General features: G+C 64.6%; 21 protein-coding genes and 1 pseudogene. 3 read left to right on the forward strand and 19 right to left on the reverse strand.

Going from position 1 to position 22,941, the window contains the following annotated elements:
• Window positions 1-51 precede the first annotated feature (51 nt).
• From FXB41_RS14310 to FXB41_RS14320, 3 genes and pseudogenes are all read left to right on the forward strand, one after another.
• Window positions 52-990: pseudogene (locus tag FXB41_RS14310) on the forward strand (alpha/beta fold hydrolase); the annotation flags it as partial.
• Between the two features lie 472 nt (window positions 991-1,462).
• Entirely contained in the window at window positions 1,463-2,074 is a 612-nt protein-coding gene (locus FXB41_RS14315) for a hydrolase (RefSeq protein ID WP_007603584.1), read from the forward strand.
• A 2-nt stretch (window positions 2,075-2,076) separates the two neighbouring features.
• Window positions 2,077-2,700, forward strand: coding sequence for an alpha/beta hydrolase (locus FXB41_RS14320; protein WP_007603583.1), 624 nt, complete (start codon window positions 2,077-2,079; stop codon window positions 2,698-2,700).
• A 97-nt stretch (window positions 2,701-2,797) separates the two neighbouring features.
• Here the strand turns inward: FXB41_RS14320 and FXB41_RS14325 are convergent, their stop codons facing one another.
• The 19 genes from FXB41_RS14325 to nuoG form a co-directional block, all read right to left on the reverse strand.
• A complete protein-coding gene (locus FXB41_RS14325) occupies window positions 2,798-3,850 on the reverse strand; it encodes an ABC transporter ATP-binding protein (RefSeq protein ID WP_219682213.1) in 1,053 nt (350 codons plus the stop codon).
• On the reverse strand, window positions 3,843-4,823 hold the full coding sequence (locus FXB41_RS14330; protein ID WP_007603581.1) for an ABC transporter ATP-binding protein: 981 nt from the start codon (window positions 4,821-4,823) through the stop codon (window positions 3,843-3,845). The genes FXB41_RS14325 and FXB41_RS14330 overlap by 8 nt, the downstream gene beginning before the upstream one ends.
• Entirely contained in the window at window positions 4,820-5,641 is an 822-nt protein-coding gene (locus FXB41_RS14335; RefSeq protein ID WP_007603580.1) for an ABC transporter permease, read from the reverse strand. Before FXB41_RS14335 ends, FXB41_RS14330 begins: the two co-directional genes overlap by 4 nt.
• Entirely contained in the window at window positions 5,638-6,561 is a 924-nt protein-coding gene (locus tag FXB41_RS14340; protein ID WP_007603579.1) for an ABC transporter permease, read from the reverse strand. The genes FXB41_RS14335 and FXB41_RS14340 overlap by 4 nt, the downstream gene beginning before the upstream one ends.
• 60 nt (window positions 6,562-6,621) lie before the next feature.
• Entirely contained in the window at window positions 6,622-8,211 is a 1,590-nt protein-coding gene (locus FXB41_RS14345; RefSeq protein WP_088941256.1) for an ABC transporter substrate-binding protein, read from the reverse strand.
• A gap of 122 nt (window positions 8,212-8,333) precedes the next feature.
• Complete coding sequence (gene mtnK, locus FXB41_RS14350) at window positions 8,334-9,617, reverse strand: S-methyl-5-thioribose kinase (RefSeq protein ID WP_219682214.1); 1,284 nt, start codon at window positions 9,615-9,617, stop codon at window positions 8,334-8,336.
• A 31-nt stretch (window positions 9,618-9,648) separates the two neighbouring features.
• Window positions 9,649-9,996 (reverse strand): hypothetical protein, encoded by a 348-nt coding sequence (locus tag FXB41_RS14355; RefSeq protein ID WP_007603574.1) that lies wholly within the window; start codon window positions 9,994-9,996, stop codon window positions 9,649-9,651.
• A gap of 30 nt (window positions 9,997-10,026) precedes the next feature.
• Window positions 10,027-10,302, reverse strand: a complete 276-nt coding sequence (locus FXB41_RS14360; RefSeq protein WP_007603573.1) for a DUF1467 family protein — start codon at window positions 10,300-10,302, stop codon at window positions 10,027-10,029.
• A gap of 9 nt (window positions 10,303-10,311) precedes the next feature.
• A complete protein-coding gene (gene mce, locus FXB41_RS14365; RefSeq protein WP_007603572.1) occupies window positions 10,312-10,716 on the reverse strand; it encodes a methylmalonyl-CoA epimerase in 405 nt (134 codons plus the stop codon).
• 12 nt (window positions 10,717-10,728) lie between these two features.
• Window positions 10,729-12,399, reverse strand: coding sequence for a ribonuclease J (locus tag FXB41_RS14370; protein WP_007603564.1), 1,671 nt, complete (start codon window positions 12,397-12,399; stop codon window positions 10,729-10,731).
• Window positions 12,399-13,205: a biotin--[acetyl-CoA-carboxylase] ligase gene (locus FXB41_RS14375; RefSeq protein ID WP_007603563.1), complete on the reverse strand. Its 807-nt coding sequence runs from the start codon at window positions 13,203-13,205 to the stop codon at window positions 12,399-12,401. Before FXB41_RS14375 ends, FXB41_RS14370 begins: the two co-directional genes overlap by 1 nt.
• 1 nt (window position 13,206) lies before the next feature.
• Entirely contained in the window at window positions 13,207-14,643 is a 1,437-nt protein-coding gene (gene nuoN, locus FXB41_RS14380) for an NADH-quinone oxidoreductase subunit NuoN (RefSeq protein WP_007603562.1), read from the reverse strand.
• 22 nt (window positions 14,644-14,665) lie between these two features.
• Entirely contained in the window at window positions 14,666-16,174 is a 1,509-nt protein-coding gene (locus FXB41_RS14385; protein WP_007603561.1) for an NADH-quinone oxidoreductase subunit M, read from the reverse strand.
• Window positions 16,175-18,274: an NADH-quinone oxidoreductase subunit L gene (gene nuoL, locus FXB41_RS14390; RefSeq protein WP_007603560.1), complete on the reverse strand. Its 2,100-nt coding sequence runs from the start codon at window positions 18,272-18,274 to the stop codon at window positions 16,175-16,177.
• 61 nt (window positions 18,275-18,335) lie between these two features.
• The gene (nuoK, locus tag FXB41_RS14395) at window positions 18,336-18,644 is read right to left on the reverse strand and encodes an NADH-quinone oxidoreductase subunit NuoK (RefSeq protein ID WP_007603558.1); all 309 of its coding nucleotides are present in this window, start codon (window positions 18,642-18,644) and stop codon (window positions 18,336-18,338) included.
• Complete coding sequence (locus tag FXB41_RS14400; RefSeq protein WP_007603557.1) at window positions 18,641-19,279, reverse strand: NADH-quinone oxidoreductase subunit J; 639 nt, start codon at window positions 19,277-19,279, stop codon at window positions 18,641-18,643. The genes nuoK and FXB41_RS14400 overlap by 4 nt, the downstream gene beginning before the upstream one ends.
• A 9-nt stretch (window positions 19,280-19,288) precedes the next feature.
• Complete coding sequence (nuoI, locus tag FXB41_RS14405; RefSeq protein ID WP_026232873.1) at window positions 19,289-19,777, reverse strand: NADH-quinone oxidoreductase subunit NuoI; 489 nt, start codon at window positions 19,775-19,777, stop codon at window positions 19,289-19,291.
• A gap of 14 nt (window positions 19,778-19,791) precedes the next feature.
• A complete protein-coding gene (nuoH, locus tag FXB41_RS14410) occupies window positions 19,792-20,859 on the reverse strand; it encodes an NADH-quinone oxidoreductase subunit NuoH (RefSeq protein WP_007603555.1) in 1,068 nt (355 codons plus the stop codon).
• 4 nt (window positions 20,860-20,863) lie between these two features.
• Window positions 20,864-22,939: an NADH-quinone oxidoreductase subunit NuoG gene (nuoG, locus tag FXB41_RS14415; RefSeq protein WP_219682215.1), complete on the reverse strand. Its 2,076-nt coding sequence runs from the start codon at window positions 22,937-22,939 to the stop codon at window positions 20,864-20,866.
• Window positions 22,940-22,941 lie beyond the last annotated feature (2 nt).

Here is a 22,941-nt window from a genome sequence, read left to right on the forward strand (position 1 = left end):
TTCCTCGTCTAGCTTTGCGTCTACGAAAAAGGCCAACACAGGAGATCGCCCATGAACGTCCCCGACCAGCTTCGCCGGTTTGCCCTCACCGGAGCCGCGCTCGCCATCCTGGCCGGCACCGCCGCCGCGTCAGCGGCCGACGGGCCCACGGATTTCCCGAATACCTTCCACACCGAAGAGGTCGCGACCAATGGCACCACCCTCCACGTCCGGGTCGGCGGGTCTGGACCGACGGTCGTGCTGCTGCATGGCTATGGCGAGACCGGAGACATGTGGGCGCCGCTCGCGACGAACCTTGCTCGCAATCACACGGTGATCGTGCCCGATCTGCGGGGCATGGGCCTTTCCGCCCGCGCCGAGGCCGGTTTCGAGAAGGTCAATCAGGCGGAAGACATCGTCGGCGTGATGAACACGCTGCAAGCGCCGCGCGCTGACATCGTGGCGCACGACATCGGCAACATGGTCGCGTTCGCTCTGGCCTCACGGCACGCCGGGCGGGTGACGAACCTGGTGCTGATGGATGCGCCGGTGCCGGGCGTCGGGCCGTGGGAAGAAATCCTGAAGAACCCGTTGCTGTGGCACTTCCGGTTCGGCGGGCCGGATATGGAGCGCCTGGTGGCCGGCCGCGAGCGGATCTATCTCGACCGGTTCTGGAACGACTTCTCGGCCAATCCGGCCAATTTCCCGGAGGCGTCCCGAGCCCACTACGCGCAGCTTTACGCCGCGCCGGGGCGCATGCACGCCGGCTTCCGCCAGTTCGCCGCCTTCGATCAGGACGCGATCGACAACCGCGCCTGGCTCTCGGCGCACGGCAAGCTGCTCATGCCGGTTCTCGCGGTCGGTGGCGCCGCATCCTTCGGCCCGGCAATGGCGGCGGTGATGCAGGCCGGCGCGATCGACGTGCAGGAGCGGGTCATCGCAGGCTCCGGTCACTGGCTGATGGAGGAGCAACCCGCGGCTACGTCGGCCGCGATCGAGGCCTTCCTCAACGAACGGCCCGTCGCCGCGGAGAATGGGCACCTGGGTCAGACCGCTCTGACGCTGGAGCAGACGCAGGCAATGCCGCAGTCCGGCGCAGGCGCCGGCACCTCCGGAGTGCCTGCTATCCGTACCGTGCTGCTCTCGGGCGACCCCGCCAAGGCCGGCCCGTATGTGCTCGAAATTCACGTGCCGCCGAACACCGCGATCGCACCGCACACCCACCGCGACGACCGCTTCGCCACGGTGATCTCCGGCACCTGGTACTTCGGTTACGGCAGCAAGGTTTCCGACGCGCCGGTCAAGCCATTGACGGCAGGCGGCCTCTACACCGAGCCCGGCGGCGTTGCGCACTTCGCCTTCACACGAGCCGAGGGTGCGGTCGTCCGTCTGACCGGGATCGGCCCCAGCGACACGGCTTTCATCCCCCCGCCCGCATCCCACTGACCTGCTCCAGAGCACTTCAGATCCAAAGGAAATTCCGATGACGTCCTTCTCCACCATCCGCGATCCCAAGACTGACCAGCTTTTGACCCCGCATAATGCGGCTTTGGTGATCATCGACTACCAACCGGTTCAGGTCAGCTCGATCCAATCGATGCCCAAGCGGACCCTCGTCGCCAACATCACCGCGGTGGCCAGGACCGCGAAGCTATTCGCCCTGCCGACGGTGATCGCTACCGTGAATGTCGCCACCGGTCGCAACCAACCCACCATCCACCAGATATCGGATGTTTTTCCGGATGTCGTGCCAATCGACCGGACCTCGATCAACGCGTGGGAGGACGCGGACTTCGTCGCCGCAGTCCGCAACACCGGCCGCAAGAAGCTGATCATGACGGCGCTCTGGACCGAGGTGTGCCTCGTGCACCCGGCGCTGGACGCGCTACAGGAGGGTTTCGAAGTCTATCCGGTGGTCGACGCGGTGGGTGGCACCTCCCGCGAGGCGCACGACGCCGGCCTGCTGCGCCTGGTCCAAGCCGGTGCCCAGCCCACCAGCTGGGTGCAGCTGATCTGCGAACTGCAGCGGGACTGGAACCGCGCGGCAACAGTGACCGGCTTTTCGGAGATCCTGTTCGCGGTCGAAGGCCACTGATCATGATCATGGAGACCGTCGACGCTGCGATGATCGAGCGGACCAACGCATCGCAGAAGCCGCCAGTCATCTTCATCCATGGCCTGTGGTCGAAGCCCAGCTCGTGGGACCGATGGGCCGAAATGTTCGAGGCCGCCGGCTATGCTCCGTTGGCGCCCGGGTGGCCGGCGGAGCTGGGCGGCGCCGCGGCACCGGAAACCATCGGCGAGGTCGCGGCGCATTTCGCCCGCATCGCGGGGGCGCTGGACCGCCGCCCGGCGCTGATCGGCCATTCGTTTGGCGGGCTGATCGCGCAGACCCTGGCCGGGCGCGGGCTTTCGGCCGCGACGGTGGCGATCGAACCGGCTCCGTTTCGCGGGGTGCTGGAGCTGCCCGTCTGGACCGAGGCTCCCGTCGACGCCGAGGCCGCCGGGCGTGGACCGCTGCTGACGATCTCCGGCGAGCGCGACCACACCCCGCCATCGGTCACCCGCGCCGCCTACGAACGGCAGAAGCGCAATAAGCACCCTGTTACCGAGTTCGTCCAACTTCCGCGACGCGACCGCTCGCTGCCCATAAACAGCGGCTGGCGGGAGGTGGCGCAGACGGCGCTGACATTCGTGAGACGCTTTCTATGCCTTCTATAGCGTTCAGTCGCTCGTGTTTGAGGGCAGCTCAACTGCAGCTTCTGGCCACGCAGCGGATGGCTCACCAACTTTTCCGCTTCGGTCGCCGCACTCCTTCCTAAAAATGTTCGCCCTCGGTCGACACCAACGCCGCCTGCCCCGCAATCTCATCCGCTCGCCAGCATCGCACCGCGTGCCCATCGGTCCGCGTTTCCAGCGCCGGCCCGGGCTCGCGCCGACACACCGCCTCGGCATACCGGCAGCGCGGGCTGAACGCGCATCCGTTCGGCGGATTGAGCGTATTGGGAAGATCGCCGCCTGTCGTCGCCAGCGGTGCGTGGCGCAGTGGATCGGGGATGGCGGCGATCAGGGCTTGGGTGTAGGGGTGCGCCGGCCGTTCGAAAATCTCGCGCCAGTGGCCGTTCTCGACGATGCGGCCGAGATACATCACGGCGACCTTGTCGCTCATGTGCTCGACGACGCCGAGGTCGTGGCTGATCATGATGTAGGAGAGACCGAGCGTTTCCTTCAATTCCAGCAGCAGATTGATGATCTGGGCGCGGATCGAGACATCGAGCGCCGAGACGGGCTCGTCGCAGATGACGATTTTGGGATTGAGGATCAGGGCGCGGGCGATGCCGATGCGCTGGCGCTGGCCGCCTGAGAATTCATGCGGGTAGCGGTCGGCCTGCTCCGGCCGCAGGCCTACATGCCGCAGCATCTTCGCGACGCGGTCCTCGATCTCGCTCTTGGCCGTGACGCCATGCACACGCAGGGGATCTTCCAGCGTGCGGCGAACGGTCTGGCGTGGATTGAGCGAGGCGTAGGGATCCTGAAACACGATCTGCACGATGCGGGCCAGCGCCTTGCGATCGCCGGATGGCCTGTTCGTCACGTCCTGTCCGTCCAGCACGATGCGGCCGCGCGTCGGCGTCACGAGACCAAGGATCGACAATGCGACTGTCGACTTGCCGGAGCCGGACTCGCCGACGAGGCCGAGGCATTCGCCGCGCTTCAGGGTGAGATCGACGCCGTCGACGGCACGGAGCAGCCGACGGCCTCGCCCCAGCAGGCCGCCGCCGAGCGGAAAATGGACCGCGAGATCCCTGACGCTGAGAATGACATCGTCGTCCGGCCGCGTCTCACCCAACCTGTCTTGCGGCTCATGCATGGTGATGACACCTGACCAGACCGCCGGCCTCCAGCAAATCCGCACCCGGCGCGGTGGTCCGGCAAATATCGGTCGCCTGTGCGCAGCGCGGATTGAACCGGCAGCCGTCGGGGAAATTGGTGATGGCCGGGACGACGCCCGCGATCTCCGTCAGCCGGGTGCGGCCAAGCGCGGCGCGACTGCCGAGCCGCGGCAGCGAGGCAACCAGGCCCCGCGTATAGGGGTGCGAGGGTGCCCGGAAAATATCGGCCGAGCCGCGCTCCTCGACGATGCGGCCGGCATACATCACAGCCACGCGGCGACAGACATTGGCAACCAGCCCCAGATCGTGGCTGATCATCAGGATTGCGGTTCCCCGCTCGGCGCACAGATTCCGCATCAGCTCAATGATTTCGGCTTGCACGGTGACGTCGAGTGCGGTTGTCGGCTCGTCGGCGATCAGGAGATCCGGACCGCAGGCGAGCGCGATGGCGATCATCACGCGCTGACGCATGCCGCCGGACAGCTGGTGCGGGTAATCGTTCACGCGCCGCTCCGGCGCGGGAACGCGGACGCTCGCAAGCGCCTCGACCGCGAGTCTGTCGGCTTCCCGCCAGCTCTTGCCCTTGTGCAGCACGAACATCTCGGCGATCTGTCGGCCCACCGGCGAGACCGGGTTCAGCGCCGTCATCGGCTCCTGGAAGATCATGGCGATGCGATTGCCGCGCAGATCCCGTTGCCGGCCGGCTGAAAGGTGCTGGATCTCGCGCCCCTCGAACCGGATGACGCCGCCGCCGATCGACAAAGGCTGCCGCAACAGACCAATCAAGGCGAGCGCGGTGATGCTCTTGCCGCAGCCGGATTCGCCGACGAGGCCGAAGGTCTCGCCGCGATCGATGCGGAATGAAATACCCTCGGCCGCCGCAACGCGCTGCGTTCCATCGTCGAGATCGATACGCAGATCCTCGACTTCGATCAGCGGCGCGCCGGTCATGTGCGCCGGCTCCGCGATTGTGGATCGAGAATGTCGCGCAGGCCGTCGCCGAGCAGATTGAGGCCGAGCACCGTCAGGAAGATGGCAAGGCCGGGAAACACCGAGAGCCACGGCGCCGTCGTGATCTGATCGCGGGCATCCGACAACATGCTGCCCCAGCTCGGGAACGGCGGGCGGACGCCGAGGCCGAGGAACGACAATGCGGCTTCCGACAAGACCGCGCTGCCCATGCCGAGCGTGCCGATGACGACGATCGGCCCCAACATGTTCGGCAGCAGCTGGGTGATCATGATGCGCAGATCGCCGTAGCCGAGCACGGTCGCGGCCTGCACATAGCCCTGGCTCCTCAGCGACAGCGCCGAGGCCCGCGCGATCCGGCACGTGAAGGACCAGTTGGTCAAGCCGAGTGCGATCAGAAGGCTGGTCAGGCCGGGGCCAAGCACCGCCATGATGGCCAGCGCGAAGATCAGCGAGGGAATCGCGAGCATGAGATTGGTCAGGCCGTTGACGACATCGTCCCACCAGCCGCCCCAATAGCCGGCGCTCAGGCCCAGCGCCACGCCGATGACGCTGTTGATGAGCTGCGAGACGATGCCGACCGTCAGCGAAACGCGCGCGCCATAGACGACGCGGGAATAGATGTCGCGGCCCTGGTCGTCGGTGCCGAACCACCAGGTCCAGCTCGGAGGCTCTTCCGCGTTGAGCAGATTGGCGTCCAGGACGGGATCGGTATGCGCCAGCCAGGGCGCGAGCAGGCCGACCAGGATCGCAAGCGCGAACAGCGCGCCACCGATGATGAGATTGGCGCGGAGCTTCATGCGTATCTGATCCTGGGATCGATCACGCCATAGAGCACGTCGATCAGCAGATTGATGGCGAGAAAGGACAGCACCACGACGAGAATGGAGCCCTGCACGGCCGGAATGTCGCGCTGCAGGACACTGTCGACCAGCAGCGAGCCGATGCCCGGCCAGGAATACAATTTCTCGACCACGACCGCCTGCCCCATCAGCCCGCCGAACTGCAGGCCGACGGTGGTGAGAATGATCACAAGCGCGTTGCGCATCACATGCCACTTCACGACCCGGGTCTCGCTCATGCCCTTGGAGCGCGCGGTGCGAACGAAATCCGCGGTCATGATCTCGAGCACGGCGGCACGTGTCGTCCGGGCGAACAGCGCCATCGGCGAGACGCCGAGCGTCACGGCAGGCAGGATCAGATATTTCAGACCGCCATCGCCATAGCCGAAACTCGGCAGCCAGCCGAGCTTCAACGCAAACAAATACATCAGCACCAGTCCGAGCCAAAATTTGGCGATCGAAAGTCCTGACACCGCCACGACCATGGCCAGCGTGTCGACGATGCCCCCCGGCTTCAGCGCGGCGATGAAACCCAGGGGTACCCCTATCACGACAGAAAACACCATGGCGGTGAAGATGAGCTGGAGCGTCGGCCATATCCGTTTGGCGATCATGAACGTCACAGGCTCGCGCGTGCGGAACGACGTTCCGAAATCACCGGTCGCAAGCTTGGCGATGTAGGTGCCGAAGCGGATATAGACGGGATCGTCGAGGCCGAGCTGCTTCTTCATGCGCAGCTCGACCTGCGGATCGGCATCGTCGCTCATGGACGAGACGATGCTGCCGGGAACGACGCTGAACAGCACGAACACCAGAGCCACCACCGCGAGCACGGTCGGAATGGTCTGCAGCAGGCGGCGGAACAGGAAGGAGAGCATCGGCAGTTTTCCTCTCTCCCTCCGTCGTTCATCTCGACGGAGGGAGCGCGAGAGCGTGTGTCACTTCGCGGGCGAGCTCTCGTCGACCCAGAGGTCTTCGACGTTCTGATGGGTGAGTTCCGTCGCGTTCAGCTGAATTCCCTTGAGCCACGGCTGCACCGCCATGACCGCCTTGTTGTAGTTGAAGAACCAGACCGGCGCCTCCTCGTAGAGGAGCGCGTTGGCCTTTTGCAGCAGCTGGGTACGCTTTGCAGCGTCATCGGACTGTCCGGCCTCGTCGATCAGCTTGTCGAACTCGGGATTCTTGAAGTTCATGTAGTTGCAGGCTGATTGCGGCGTCGCCGAGTGGAAGCATTTGAGGGCGGCCTGGGGATCTGGTCCGGTCGCCTGCGAGTAGATGAAGGCCTGGTAGTCGCCGCTGCGAACCACCTCCGCCAGCACCGCGGTCTCGACCTGCTTGACCTTGGCCTTGATGCCCACCCGGTCCAGCATCGGGATCACGGCCGAGACGATCGGCAGACCCCAGCTCTCGTTCTGGCTGGTGGTCCATTCGAATTCGAAGCCCGTGGGATAGCCGGCGTCAGCGAGCAGCTGCTTGGCCTTGGCGGGATCGAAGGCATAGGGCTTCATGGCCTTGTCGTAGGCGGGAGAGGTCAGCGGCAGCCAGCTGGTGGCCCGGTAGGCCTTGCCCTTGACCAGCTTGTTGATGATCAGGTCAGTGTCGATCGCGTAGTTGATCGCCTGCCGGACCCGCTTGTCGGCGAACGGCTTGAACGCGGGATTCATCCCCATGTAGCGGGTGAAGACCTCGGCGACTTCGACGACGGTGCCCTTGAGGTCGGCGTCGTTCTGATAGGCGACATATTGCGCCGGTCCCAGCACCGAGGTGTCGATCTCCTTGTTGCGGAAGGCGACATCGCGTGCCGCGGCCTCGCCCATGACCGACACGATGATCTTGTCGGCGTAGGGCTTGCCGGCCTTGTAGAACCGGTCCCACCGCTCCAGAACGATGCGCGATCCCGGCACGTGCTCGACGAACTTGAACGGCCCAAGACCGATCGGCTTCTGGAGAAAGCTGTCCTTGGCGGCTTCGTCGGCGGGATAGATCGACGTGATCGCGTTCCAGAAGTAGAAACCCGGATCGACTTTCTCGGTCAGCTTCATCTCGATTGTAAAGTCGTCGATTTTCTTCAGGCCGGAGATCTCCTTGGCCTGCCCCTTCTCGACCGCCGCCGCGCCCTCGATCACGCGGACATAACGCGCGCCGGGATAAGCCTTGGTGCCGTCCATGATGCGGTTGTAGGTCCAGATGACGTCGTCGGCCGTCATCTTGCGGCCGTTGTGGAAATAGGCGTCGTCGCGCAGCTTGAAGGTGTGAACGAGACCGCCGCCCGAGATCACATCTTCCTTGGCAAGCTCCAGAACCGGCTTGCCTTCCGCGGAATTCCAGATGTAGAGCGACCGGTGCAACGCCTTGGCGTAGATCTCGTCCTGGGCGCGCTGCGTGGTAAGAATGTCCAGGCTGGTGAAACTCGAGCCATAAGGCGCGGTCATGCGGATGGTTCCGCCCTTGCGCGGCGTCTGGGCCTCCGCCGAGGCGACGAGCGCCAGTCCCAAACCCGCGACGATCGCCACTATCCTGAACATCATGGTCCCTCCGACAACGCAAGCCGTGCTCTGGTCCGAGAGTTGATCATCCGCGGCACGTCGAGCGCAAGCGCCTTGAAGGGGTTGACGTATGCGCGGGTCGCGCCGATTTGCGAGGACGCCCGCTAGAACTCCGGCTGCCAGTCGCGCAATTTTCGCGCTGCGGCGGTGACGTCCGCGATGGTCGGAAACGCCCCCGTCTCCAGCATCATCGTCCTTGCCAGCCGCACGGCGCGTGCTTCGCTGATCGCGCGCCGGCGCGGATCCTCGATCAGCTCGAAATCGATATTGTGGGCGAGACCGAAGATGCGGCGGATGGTTTTTGCCGCGGCGAAGCCGACCGTGTCCGCAAACAGCCGCTGCATGTAGGCCTGCCGCTCGGCCTCCAGTCGTGCCGCGCCTGTCTCGCCGGCGAAGAGCGAGGCGGGATAGGCATCGCCTGCGGCGCCGGCGCGCCAGAGCTCGAGGAACTTGCGCGCGAACGCGTTCCAGACGTTCTCGACCGTCTCCAGCACCCAGGCCTCGAACGCACGCCGCTCGCCCGGCGAGCGCTCGTGACCGGCGGAGGCAAAATAAGCCATCAGGAGGTTCGCCAGCACCGCGCCGACGTCGAAACCCATCGGGCCGTAGAATGCGAATTCGGGGTCGATCACCCGCGTCTCGCCGTCCGTGACCATGATCGAGCCGGTGTGCAGGTCGCCGTGGAGCAGCGCCTCGGGGCTGGCCATGAACTTCAGCTTCAGCCGGGAGATCGCGACATGCAGGTCCATGTCCTCGCGGAGCTCTGCGGCGAGCGCATCGAGATAGGGCGCGGTCCAGCGGTTCTGCTCGGCGATGCGGTAGGGATCGGTGAAGATCAGATCCTCAGTGATCTTGCACAGTGCATGGTTGCTGGCGAAGGCTGCGATGGCTTGCTTCTTTTCGGCCGCCGACAGCGCGAGGTCGGAGGTGAAGAACAAGGTCCGCGCCATGAAGGTGGTGATGTCATCGACAAAGCGCGGGTACTGAGTCCCCGCAACCATCCCCTTGCGCATGATGATGTGGGGCTCGAGCAGCTCCATCACTGTCAGCGCCAAGGCCTCGTTGTGATGCAGCAGCGCCGGCACGAGGCCGGGCGCGAGCTCGGCCTGCCGCGACAAAGCGAGATATTCGTAATGAGCCCGGGACAGCGGCAGTGGCCAGCTTTCGCCGACGAGGCGGACATAGGGCAGCGCCTGCTTGACGGCGACGCCGCCGCGGCCGCCCTTGACGATGAAGACGAGATTGAGATTGCCGTCGCCGACTTCGGTGATCGACCAGGAGGCCGGCTCGCCACCGAGGGTCCCTGCGAGGTCCGGAACGCCTGCGAGATAATCCCGCAAGTCAGCCTCATGCAGAATCCGATAATCCCCTGCCCCGTCTCCGGTCATGACGATCCCATCCCATCTAGGGGCCGGATCGTTACTCCCGCTCCAGGAAGCTGGAGCCGATCTCGGCCTTTCTTTTGATCGGATCGTAATCACAATAGACGCTGTCCGCCACCAGCGTGTAGCTGGCGCTGACGGTGTATTTGTCTGTTTTGACCGAGTTCAGGCCGATCACCGCGGTGCTCTTGCCGCCGTTCCATTTGAACGGCGTCGAGCTCTTGGCCTGCTCGCAGGCGATCACGGCCTCGTTGAAAACGTAGCCCTCGACAAACGCCTTCAGGGTGCGCACCTGCACGGCCATCTTCCACTCGAAATAGCCGATGGCACCGAGGCCGGCGACGATCAGCACCAGAAGCGCGACGACGATCCTCTGAAAAGTCATTGGTCCCCCAACAAAGCCAACCACGAAATCCTAAAACGGCATGCCCATCAATTTCGACAGGCGTTCGATCGAGAGATAACCGGCGTGATAGGCGACCATGGCGATCCCGTAGATGATCGCCGAGATGATAGTGGTCCAGATCAGCTTGCTCCTCATCCGCGTCAGGATCGGCGCGCCGGGGTCGCTGCCCGGCACTCCGACGCCGTCCTCGTGCTGGCTGCGCACGCCGAACGGCAGCGTCAGGAACAGCGCGATCCACCAGATGACGAAGTAGATCGCGATTGCCGTTGAGATCTGGATGGCCATGGCTTCGGCCTATGCCTGCTCGATTTCGACCAGCGCGCCGGAAAAGTCCTTCGGGTGCAGGAACAGCACCGGCTTGCCATGGGCGCCGATCTTCGGCACGCCGTCGCCGAGCACCCTTGCGCCCTCCTTCACCAGCGTGTCGCGCGAGGCGATGATGTCGACCACCTCATAGCAGACGTGGTGGATGCCGCCGTCGGCGTTGCGGTCGAGGAACTTTGCGATCGGCGAGGCCTCGCCAAGCGGCTCGATGAACTCGATCTTGGTGTTGGGCAACGTCGCGAACACGGTGGTGACGCCATGCTCGGGCAGCGCGACGGCCTCCGAAATCTGGGCCCCGAATGCGGCGCCATAGATTTTGGCGGCCTTGACGGCGTCCTTGGTCGCGATCGCGACATGATTGAGCCGGCCCAGCATGTTTCTCTCCCGTTACACTGTCAGCACATGTACCAGACAGGGGGGCTTCTTACCCCAATGTTCGTTGATCACCGAACGGACAGCGCGTCGCACAGATTCAGCCAGCGCATCCGCGTCGCGACGGCGCGCCTTCGGCAGACCTTCGATGGTGGAGACCACGGCGTCGAAGACGATGTCGTCGAAGGGCTCGCCCGCTTTGTTCTTCTCGGGGATGCCGATCAGATCGACCTCGGGATCGTCGACGAGTTCACCTTGCTGCGTCATGGCAATGGCGACGAAGGCGCAGCCGGAGAAGGCCATGCGGCGCCGCTCCACCACGGCGCGGGACTTGGAGTCCTCCAGAATCGTGCCGTCCTTGTAGAGACGGCCCGCAGGCACCTGCCCAATGATGCCGGGATCGCCGGGGCCGAGCTTGACGAGGTCGCCGTTGCGGCAGACCAGCACGCGCGGCACGCCGGCGGCACGCGCGAGCTTGGCGTGCTCGTTCAGGTGCAGGGCCTCGCCGTGGACCGGGATCAGGAGCTGCGGCCTGGTCCAGGCGATCATGTCGCGCAATTCGTCGCGGCGGGGATGGCCGGAGACATGGACCAGCTGGTCGCGGTCGGTGATGACCTCCACGCCCTGCAAGACCAGGCCATTGATGATCGCGCCGACCGCCTTCTCGTTGCCGGGAATGGTGCGCGAGGAGAAGATCACGCTGTCGCCGCGGTTGAGCGTGATCTCGGGATGGTCGTCATTGGCGATCCGCGCCAGCGCGGCACGGGGCTCGCCCTGGCTGCCGGTGCAAAGCGCCAGCACCTTGTCCTGCGGCAGATGACCGTAGACCTCGGCGGAGCGGAAACTCTGCACGCCGTCGAGATAGCCGGTCTCGCGGGCGACCTGCACCACGCGTTCCATGGCGCGGCCGACCACGACGACCTCACGGTCGGCGGCCTTCGCAGCGATGGCGACGGCCTTCAGACGCGCGACGTTGGAGGCAAAGGTCGTGACTGCGACGCGGCCCTTGGCGGCCTTGACGAGCTCGGTGATGGACCTGGCAACCTCGGCTTCCGAGGGTGAGCGGCCGTCGCGCACGGCGTTCGTGGAATCGCCGATCAGGGCGAGCAGGCCCGCATCGCCGAGCTCCCGCAGCCGCTTTTCGTCGGTCGGGCGGCCGATGATCGGGGTCGGATCGATCTTCCAGTCGCCGGTGTGCAGCACCGTCCCGACGTCGGTGTGAATCGCCAACGCATGCGACTCCGGAATCGAATGCGCGACCGGAATGAACTCGACGTTGAACGGGCCGATATCGACGCGCCCGCCCGACGGCACCACCGTCACCGGGATCTTCGGCGCATTGCGCTCGGCGGCACACTTGGCCTCGAACAGCGCGGCACTGAACTGCGTCGCGTAGATCGGGCATTTCAGCTTCGGCCACAGGTCGATGATGGCGCCGAAATGGTCCTCATGGGCGTGGGTCAGCACCAGCCCCATCAGGTTCTTGCGTTCCTTCTCCAGGAAGCTGACGTCGGGCATGATCAGGTCGATGCCCGGCAGATGCTCCTCGTCGCCGAAGGAGACGCCGAGATCGATCGCCAGCCAGGCCCGCTGCTGGCGGTTGCCGAGGCCGTAGATCGACAAATTCATGCCGATCTCGCCGACGCCGCCGAGCGGTGCAAATACCAGTTCTTCAGGCTTCGCCATCACGCAGCTCCCACGGAGGCGGCCGTGCCGAAGAACACCTCGCCCGCGGCCACCGGCACGCGCCGGCCCTCCGCAGTGCGGACGATCAGGCAGCCGGTGTCGTCGATCGTGTCAAAAATGCCTTCCAGCGTCATCACTCCCGTGTGGATCGCGACCCGCTCGCCGAGGCCGGCGGCGCGCTCCAGCCACAATTTGCGAATTTCGGCAAAGCCGCGGCCATTGTCCCAGATACCGCGGAACTCCACCCAGGCATCGGAGAGCGCCGAGAACAGCTCTTCAGCGCTGATCTGGACGCCGAGCGCGGCCAGTGACACCGCCGGTGTGGGCGTGCCCTCGGGCGCGGCGACGACATTGGTGCCGATGCCGACGACGATGGCAAGGCGGTCGCCGATGGCTTCGGCCTCCAGGCCGATGCCGACCAGCTTCTTGCCGCTGGCCAGCACGTCGTTCGGCCATTTCAGGGTGTAGCGGGGACGGCCCTCGCCAAGGCGCAGTGCCGCCTCCAGGCTGACCTTCTCCAGGGCGGCCTCCTCGGCCAGCCCGGCCGCAAAGCCGATCGTCGCGGCGACGGAAGGGGCGACGTCGAGGACTTCGAGGACGCTGGCGGCAAGGTTGCCCTTTGGCGCGATCCAGGCGCGCTGGCGGCGGCCACGGCCGGCGGTCTGCTCCGACGTCACGAACCACATCGGGCCACGTTCGCCGCGCCTCGCGTGCTCGATCGCCTCGGTATTGGTCGAGCCGGTCCGTTCGAAAGCTGCGAGCTTGTAGCCCGCCGACGCCGCACGAGGACCGAGCGCGAATGCCATCCTAGAACAGCGACTTGGCCGCGGCGGAGGCGACGCTCACCACCGGGCCCGCGAACAGGGCGAAGAGGATGTTGAACAGACCCGCAACCGCCAGCACCGTCTTGACTTCGACGCGCACCGGATCGACCTGCCCGGCCGGCTCGTCGAAATACATCGTCTTGACGATGCTGAGATAGTAGTAGGCGCCGACCACGCTGGTCAGCACGCCGATAACGGCGAGCGTGAACAAATTCGCCTTGATGGCGGCGACGAAGACGTACCATTTGGCGAAGAAGCCGGCCAGCGGCGGGATGCCGGCGAGCGAGAACAGCAGCATCGCGAACATGAAGGCGAGCAGCGGATTGGTCCGCGAGAGACCCGCGAAATCGCTGATCTGCTCGACCGGCTGGCCGTTGCGCTTCATCGCCAGGATGATGGCGAAGGAGCCCAGCGTCATCGCGACATAGATCACGATGTACATCAGCACGCCCTGCGCGCCCTCGACCGTGCCTGCGGCGAGGCCGACCAGGGCAAAGCCCATATGGCCGATCGAGGAATAGGCCATCAGGCGCTTGATGTTGCTCTGCCCGATCGCGGCGAACGAACCCAGCGCCATCGAGGCGATCGACACGAACACCAGGATCTGCTGCCACTGCGAGACGATCCCCGGGAATGCGGTCAGCGTGACGCGCGTGAAGACCGCGAGCGCGGCCACTTTCGGGGCCGAGGCGAAGAAGGCGGTGACCGGGGTCGGTGCGCCCTCGTAGACGTCGGGTGTCCACATGTGGAACGGCACGGCCGAGACCTTGAAGCAAAGGCCGGCGAGCAGGAAGACCAGGCCGAACACCAGGCCGACATTCGAGATCGTCGCGGCCGCCGCGATGCCGGTGAAGGCGACGGTGCCGGTGAAGCCGTAAATCAGCGAGGAGCCGTAGAGCAGCATGCCCGACGAAAGCGCGCCGAGCACGAAATACTTCAGGCCGGCTTCGGTCGACTTGGCGTTGTCACGGTTCGAGGCCGCCACAACGTAGAGCGCCAGCGACATCAATTCGAGGCCGAGATAGAGCGAGATCAGATCGCCGGCCGAGATCAGCACCATCATGCCGAGCGTCGAGAGCAGCACCAGGATCGCGTATTCGAAGATGCGGCGCGACGGATCCGACAGGAACTCGGTCGACAGCACCAGCGTCACGGCCGAGCCGATCAGAGCCAGGATTTTCATGAAGCGGGCAAAATCATCGACGATGAAGCTACCGCCGAAGGTCACGTGCTTGCCCGCGGGCAGCATGTATTCGAGCACGCCGACCACGATCAGGAGCAGCACCGCAAGCGTCGTGACCGTCTTGGTGGTCTCCTGCCCGCGATAGGCGCCGAGCATCAGGAGTGCCATGGCTCCGACCGCGAGCACGAGCTCGGGCAGCACCGGCGCCAGTTGATAACCTGCAGTCTCAAAGCTCATGGCGATATCCTGACCTGCCCGCTCACTGGAGCAGTGCGGCGGCCTTCACGGCCGTCACAGCGGTGTTGTAATTGTTGACGAGTTGCTGGACCGAGGCCGCCGACATGTCGAGCACCGGCTTCGGATAGATGCCGAACAGGATCGTCAGCGCGATCAGCGGGAACAGCGTCAGGCCCTCCCGGAAGGTGAGATCCTTCATGCTCATCAGCGACGGCTTGACCAGCGCCCCGAAGACGACCTTGCGGTAGAGCCACAGCGCGTAGCAGGCCGACAGGATCACGCCGAAGGTGGCGAAGAACGCGGTCGGGATCGAGACCTTGAAGGTGCCGAGCAGCGTCATGAATTCGCCGACGAAGCCGGAGGTGCCGGGCAGACCGACATTGGCCATGGTGAAGACCATGAAGGTCAGCGCGTAGAGCGGCATCCGGTTGACGAGGCCGCCATAGGCCGCGATGTCGCGGGTGTGCATGCGGTCGTAGACGATGCCGACGCAGAGGAACAGCGCGCCGGAGACGATGCCGTGCGAGATCATCTGGAACACGCCGCCGGCGACGCCCTGCATGGTACCGGCAAAGATACCCATGGTGACGAAGCCCATATGCGCCACCGAGGAGTACGCGATCAGCTTCTTCATGTCCTCCTGCATCAGCGCCACCAGCGAGGTGTAGATGATGGCGATGGTCGAGAGCGTGAACATCAGCGGCGCGAAGTCGTGCGAGGCCAGCGGGAACATCGGCAGCGAGAAACGCAGGAAGCCGTAGCCGCCCATCTTCAGCATGATCGCCGCCAGGACCACCGAGCCTGCGGTCGGCGCCTCGACGTGGGCGTCGGGGAGCCAGGTGTGCACCGGCCACATCGGCATCTTCACCGCGAACGAGGCGAAGAAAGCAAGCCACGCCCAGGTCTGCAGCGAGCGCGGCACGGCGGTGTGCATCAGGGTCGGGATATCGGTGGTGCCGCCGTTCCAGTACAGCGCCATGATGGCGAGCAGCATCAGGACCGAGCCGAGCAGCGTGTAGAGGAAGAACTTGAAGGACGCATAGACCCGGCGCGGACCGCCCCAGACGCCGATGATCAGGAACATCGGGATCAGGCCGCCTTCGAAGAACAGGTAGAACAGCACGAGATCGAGCGCCGAGAAGGTGCCGACCATTAGCGTTTCTAGGATCAGGAACGCCATCATGTATTCGCGGACGCGGTTGGTGATCGCCTTCCAGCTCGCGATGATGCAGAACGGCATGATGGCGGTGGTCAGGATCACCAGCGGCAGCGAAATGCCGTCCACGCCCATGTGGTAGGTGATGCCGGTGGCGAGCCAGTTCGCCTTCTCGACGAACTGAAAGTCGGCGCTCGACGCGTCGAAGCGCATGACCAGGATCACCGACACGGCGAAGGTGATCAGTGTGGTCCACAGCGCGATCCAGCGCGAGTTGCGCCGCGCCGCCTCGTCATCGCCGCGGCTGAGATAGACGATCAGCGCGCCGACCAGCGGCAGGAACGTCGTGACGGATAGAATTGGCCAGGTCGTCATTTACTGGCCTCCAAAGCCGAACATGAACCAGGTGATCAGGCCGGCGGCACCGATCAGCATGGCGAACGCGTAATGGTAGAGATAGCCGGTCTGGATCTTCACGACGTTGCGGGTGACGTCCAGCACGCGGGCCGAGACACCATCGGGGCCGAGGCCGTCGATGATGAAGCCGTCGCCCTTCTTCCAGAGCTGGTAGCCGATCCACTTCGCCGGACGGACGAAGATGATGTCGTAGAGCTCGTCGAAGTACCATTTGTTGAGCAGGAACTTGTACAGCATCGGCTGCGTGTTCGCGAGCTCGACCGGCAGATAAGGCCGGCGGATGTAGAACAGGTACGACACCAGGAAGCCCAGCACCATCATCACCGTCGGCAGGAAGGCGATGGTCTCGGGGATGTGGTGCATCTCCTCGATGATGTGCGGGTTCATCTTCACGGATTCGCGGAAGAACTCCTCGATGCCGTGACCGGCGAACAGCTCCTTGAACGGGAAGCCGGCCAGGATGGAGCCGACCGCGAGCACACCGATCGGAATCAGCATCCAGATCGGCGCTTCATGCGCAGCCTCGTAGTGATGCTCGTCATGCGGCTCGCCGTGGAAGGTCTTGAAGATCAGGCGCCACGAGTAGAACGAGGTCAAGCCGGCCGCGATGACCGTCATCAGGAAGCCGTACATCGCGAATGGATTATGCGAGGCGTAGGCAGACTCGATGATCGCGTCCTTGGAGAAATAGCCGGCGGTCAGTGGGAAGCCGGTGAGCGCGAGTGTGCCGACCACCATCACCGCGTAAGTGTAGGGGATCTTGCGCCACAGGCCGCCCATGTTGCGGATGTCCTGCTCGTGGTGCATCGCGTAAATCACCGAGCCGGAGCCCAAGAACAACAGCGCCTTGAAGAAGGCGTGCGTGAACAAATGGAACATGCCGACCGAATAGGCCCCTGCTCCCATCGCCACGAACATGTAACCGAGCTGCGAACAGGTCGAGTAAGCGACGATGCGCTTGATGTCGTTCTGAACGAGGCCGATGGTCGCCGCGAAGAACGCCGTGGTGGCGCCGAAGAACATCACGACGGCCTGCGCGTTCGGCGCGAGCTCGAATAGCGGCGACAGGCGCGCCACCATGAAGACGCCGGCGGTGACCATGGTCGCGGCGTGGATCAGCGCCGACACCGGGGTCGGGCCTTCCATCGCGTCCGGCAACCAGGTGTGCAGCAGGAACTGCGCCGATTTGCCCATCGCGCCCATGAACAGCAGCAGGCAGGTCAGGGTCAGTGCGTCGGCATGCCAGCCGAGGAAGTCGATGGTCTTGCCGGTCAGGCCGGGCGCAGCATGGAAGATGGTCTCGAAATCGGTCGAGCCGGCCAGCAGGAAGATCGCGAAAATGCCGAGCGCAAAACCAAAGTCGCCGACGCGGTTGACCACGAAGGCCTTGATGGCGGCAGCGTTCGCCGACGGCTTCTGGTACCAGAAACCGATCAAGAGGTAGCTCGCCAGACCCACGCCTTCCCAGCCGAAGAACAGCTGCACGAGGTTGTCCGCGGTCACCAGCATCAGCATGGCGAAGGTGAACAGCGAGAGATAACCGAAGAAGCGCGGCCGGTTCGGGTCCTCGTCCATGTAGCCGATGGAATAGAGGTGCACGAGCGAGGACACGGTGGTCACCACCACCAGCATCACGGCGGTGAGCGTGTCGACCCGCAGCGTCCAGTAGACCTGGAGATCGCCGGAGAGGATCCACGGCAGCAGCGGAATGCGCATGTCATGGTGCATGAAGCCGACATCGACCAGCGTCATCCAGGACAGCGCCGCCGACACGAACAGCAATGCCGTGGTGATCAGCTCGGCGCCGCGCGAGCCCGCCGCGGGCGGCTCGGAGACGTGGTGGTCATCGTGGCCGTCGCCGGGCTCGTGATGTGTCTCGTGGATGACCGACGCATCCTCATTGATCGTGTCGGACGCATGGGCGTGTGCGCCATGGCCGTGATCATCGTGATGCTCGACCGTGTCGCCCGAGGGGTTGCGGGCATGCGCGCCGAAAAGCGCGATCAAGCCGGCCAGAATGGCGCCCAGCAGAGGCAGGAAGACGATTGCCTGGACCATGATTTAATCTTTCCGCATGATCTGGTCGGAAAACCGGTATCCACTTTTCCGGATCATGCGATCAGCCCTTCATCAGATTGACGTCCTCAACCGCGATCGAGCCGCGGTTGCGGAAATAGACCACCAGGATGGCGAGACCGATCGCGGCTTCAGCGGCCGCGACGGTGAGCACCAGGAGCGCGAACACCTGCCCGACGATGTCGCCGAGGAAGGTCGAGAACGCCACGAGGTTGACGTTGACCGCGAGCAGGATCAGCTCGATCGACATCAGGATGACGATGATGTTCTTGCGATTCAGGAAGATGCCGAGGATCCCGAGCGTGAACAGGATCGCGCCGACCGCAAGATAGTGTCCGAGCCCGATCGTCATTTCACCCACTCCGCCGCGTCAGAATCCTGGAGCCCCTGCCCCGGCGTCACCTTGCGTATCGCCATCGCTATTTCGGGCGTGCGCGCGTTCTGAACGTTGATGTCCTGCCGCTTGACGCTCGCCTTGTGCCGCAGCGTCAGCACGATGGCGCCGATCATCGCGACCAGCAGCACCATGCCCGAGAGCTGGAAGTAGTGGATGTACTTGGTATAGAGCACCAGGCCCAGCGCCTCGGTATTGGAGACGTTGGTCGGGATCGCCGCCGTGATCGTCTTGGCGACGCCGGGGTTGATGACCCAGAAGCCGACCGTGAGCAGCAGCTCGAACAGGAAGATGCCGCCGATCACGAGGCCGACCGGGAGGTACTCGATAAAGCCTTCGCGCAGCTCGAGGAAGTCGACGTCGAGCATCATGATCACGAACAGGAACAGCACCGCGACGGCGCCTACATAGACGACGATCAGGATCATCGCGAGGAATTCGGCGCCCATCAACACGAACAGGCCGGAGGCGTTGACGAAGGCCAGGATCAGGTACAGCACGGAGTGCACGGGATTGCGCGAGACAATCACCATCACCGCCGAGGCGACGCAGACGCCGGCGAACAGATAGAAGAACAGCGCGGGAAGGATCATGCTCTCATCTCACCGGTACGGCGCGTCGAGTTCGATCGCTTTCGCGATCTCGCGTTCCCAGCGGTCGCCATTGGCGAGCAGCTTGGCCTTGTCATAGAACAGTTCCTCGCGGGTCTCGGTCGCGAACTCGAAGTTCGGACCTTCGACGATGGCATCGACCGGACAGGCTTCCTGGCAGAGGCCGCAATAGATGCACTTCACCATGTCGATGTCGTAGCGCACGGTCCGGCGGGTGCCGTCGTTGCGGCGCGGACCGGCCTCGATGGTGATGGCCTGGGCCGGGCAAACCGCTTCGCACAGCTTGCAGGCGATGCAGCGCTCTTCACCGTTCGGATAGCGCCGCAGCGCATGCTCGCCGCGGAAGCGTGGCGAGATCGGCCCCTTCTCGAAGGGATAGTTCAGCGTCGGCTTCGGCTGGAAGAAATAGCGCATGGCGAGGAAGAACGCCGAGACGAATTCCGACAGCAGAAGCGAGCGTGCAGTGGCGTTGATGTTGATACCCATGACGGCCCTCACTTCGGCGCGATGCCGGCAAAGTGCAGCACACCGGCCACCACGATCACCATCGCCAGCGACAACGGAAGGAAGACTTTCCAGCCGAGGCGCATCAGTTGATCGTAGCGGTAGCGCGGCACGATCGCCTTGGCCATCGCGAACAGGAAGAACATGAAGAACAGCTTCAGCGAGAACCAGATGATCCCCGGCACCCAATTGAAGGGCGGCAGGTCCACCGGCGGTAGCCAGCCTCCGAGGAACAGGATCGTCGCCATCGCGCACATCGTGGCAATCGCGACATACTCGCCGAGCATGAACAGCAGATACGGCGTCGAGCCGTACTCGACCATGAAGCCGGCGACGAGCTCGGATTCCGCTTCGACGAGGTCGAACGGCGGGCGGTTGGTTTCCGCCAACGCCGAGACGTAGAAGATCACGAACATCGGGAACAGCGGCCAGACGTACCAGTTCAGGATGGTGAGCTGCGGCAGCCCGATCAGGCTGGCGAGGCCGCGGACATGCTGCGCCTCGACCACGGCCGAGAGGTTCAGCGTGCCGGCGCAGAGCAGCACCGTGATGATGACGAAGCCGATCGAGACCTCGTAGGAGACCATCTGCGCCGCCGAGCGCAGCGCCGCGAGGAACGGATATTTCGAGTTCGACGACCAGCCGGCCATGATGATGCCGTAGATCGACAGCGACGAGATCGCGAAGATGAAGAGAACGCCGACATTGATGTCGGAGATCACCCAGCCGAGATTGGTCGGGATCACCGCCCAGGCCGCGAGCGCGAGCACGCATGAGACCAAGGGGGCAAGGAGAAACACGCCCTTGTTGGCGCCGGACGGGATGATCGGCTCCTTCAGCACGAACTTCAGGAGGTCGGCGAAGGATTGCAGCAGGCCCCAGGGACCGACCACGTTCGGGCCGCGGCGGATCTGCACCGCCGCCCAAATCTTGCGGTCGGCGAGCAGGATGTAGGCGATCGCCACCAGCAGGACGACCAGCACCAGGACGCTCTCCGCGATCATGATGATCAGCGGCCAGAGAAACCCGGTCCAGAATGCGCTTTCGAAGAATTCCATCGGCTCACTCCGCTGCGGTCAGCATCTGCCCGGAGGCAAGCCGCGAACACTCCGCCATCACGGCGGACGCACGCGCGATTGGGTTGGTCAAATAGAAGTCCTCGACAAGCGGCTTGAACGGAGCCTTCTCCGTTGTGCCGCCCTTCCCCGCGAGCTTCTTGATCTGATCGGCCGAGCCGGCCTCGATCTGATCGAGACGGATCAGATGCGGCACGGCCTTGAAGATCGCCTGGCGCAGGGCCGAAAGCGAATCATAGCCAAGCTTCTTGCCGAGCGCCTCCGACAGCGCGCGGACAATCGCCCAGTCCTCGCGAGCCTCGCCCGGCGGGAATGCGGCCCGTCCGGTCATCTGCACGCGGCCTTCGGTGTTGACGTAGATCGCCGACTTCTCGGTATAGGCGGCTGCCGGCAGGATCACGTCGGCGCGATGGGCGCCGCGGTCGCCGTGGGTGCCGATATAGACGACGAAGGTGCCGTCCGACGGCTTGATCTCGTCGGCGCCGAGCAGGAACAGCAGATCGAGCGTCCCGAACGTCGTCATCTGCGCCGCGTTCAGCCCGCCCTGACCGGCGACAAAGCCGATGTCGAGCGCACCGACGCGCGAGGCACTCTCATGCAGCACGCCAAAGCCGATCCAGCCGTCCTTGAGCGCGCCGACGTCGAGCGCGAGCTTGGCCGCGGCTGCGAGAATGGCGGCGCCGTCGTGGCGCGAGGCGGCGCCGGCACCAACCAGGATGATCGGGTTCTTGGCGTTCTTCAGCACGTCCATGAAGGAGTGCTTGCCGGCCGCGAGTTCACCGAGCGTGTCGGTGCCTGCGCCGAGATGGTCATAATCGTAGGTCAGGTCGGTCTTGGCGCCGATCACGCCGACCTTGAAGCCGCCGGCGCGCCAGCGCTTGCGGATGCGGGCGTTGAACACGGCCGCCTCTTTCCGCGGATTGGCGCCGATGATGAGCAGCGCATCGGCCTGCTCGACGCCGGCGAGCGTCGGATTGAAAATGTAGGAGCCGCGGCCGAGCGCGGGATCGAAGGCATCGCCACCCTGCACCGCCAGATTGCCCGAGCCGTATTTGGCCAGCAAATCCTTCAGCGCGAACATCTCTTCGACGCCGGCGAGGTCGCCCGCGATCGCGCCGATCCGCTTGCCGTCGGTGCGGGCCGCCTTCGCGGCGATCGCGGCAAAGGCCTCAGGCCAGCTCGCCGCGCGCAGCTTGCCGGCTTCGCGGATATAGGGCCGGTCGAGGCGCTGCGTGCGCAGGCCGTCGACGACGTGGCGGGTCTTGTCGGAGATCCACTCCTCGTTCACGGCCTCGTTGATGCGCGGCAGGATACGCATCACTTCGCGGCCGCGGGTGTCGACGCGGATCGCAGAGCCCACGCCGTCCATCACGTCGATCGATTGGGTCTTGCCGAGCTCCCACGGACGCGCGGCGAAAGCATAGGGCTTCGAGGTCAGCGCACCGACCGGGCAGATGTCGACGAGATTGCCCTGGAGCTCAGACGTCAGCGCGTGCTCGAGATAGGTCGTGATCTCCATGTCCTCGCCGCGGCCGGTCGCGCCCATTTCGGGGGCGCCGGCCACTTCCGCCGAGAAGCGGACGCAGCGGGTGCACTGGATGCAGCGGTTCATCGAGGTCTTGACCAGCGCGCCGAGATATTTGTCCTCGACGGCGCGCTTGTTCTCGGCGAAGCGGCTGGTGTCGACACCATAGCCCATCGCCTGGTCCTGGAGGTCGCACTCGCCGCCCTGGTCGCAGATCGGGCAATCCAGCGGATGGTTGATGAGAAGGAATTCCATCACGCCTTCGCGCGCCTTCTTCACCATCGGCGAACGGGTGGAGATTTCCGGCGGCTCGCCCTTGGGACCCGGACGGCAATCGCGCACGCCCCAGGCGCAGCTCGCGACCGGCTTCGGACCGCCCTTCACCTCGACGAGGCACATCCGGCAATTGCCGGCGATCGACAGCCGCTCGTGATAGCAGAAGCGCGGAATCTCGGCGCCGGCCGCCTCGCACGCCTGAAGCAGCGTGTATTCGGCGGGGACATCGATCTCTTTACCGTCGATGATGAGCTTGGTCATTG

The organism is Bradyrhizobium canariense (genome assembly GCF_019402665.1).
In the GTDB taxonomy this organism is placed as follows: Bacteria; Pseudomonadota; Alphaproteobacteria; order Rhizobiales; family Xanthobacteraceae; genus Bradyrhizobium; species Bradyrhizobium canariense.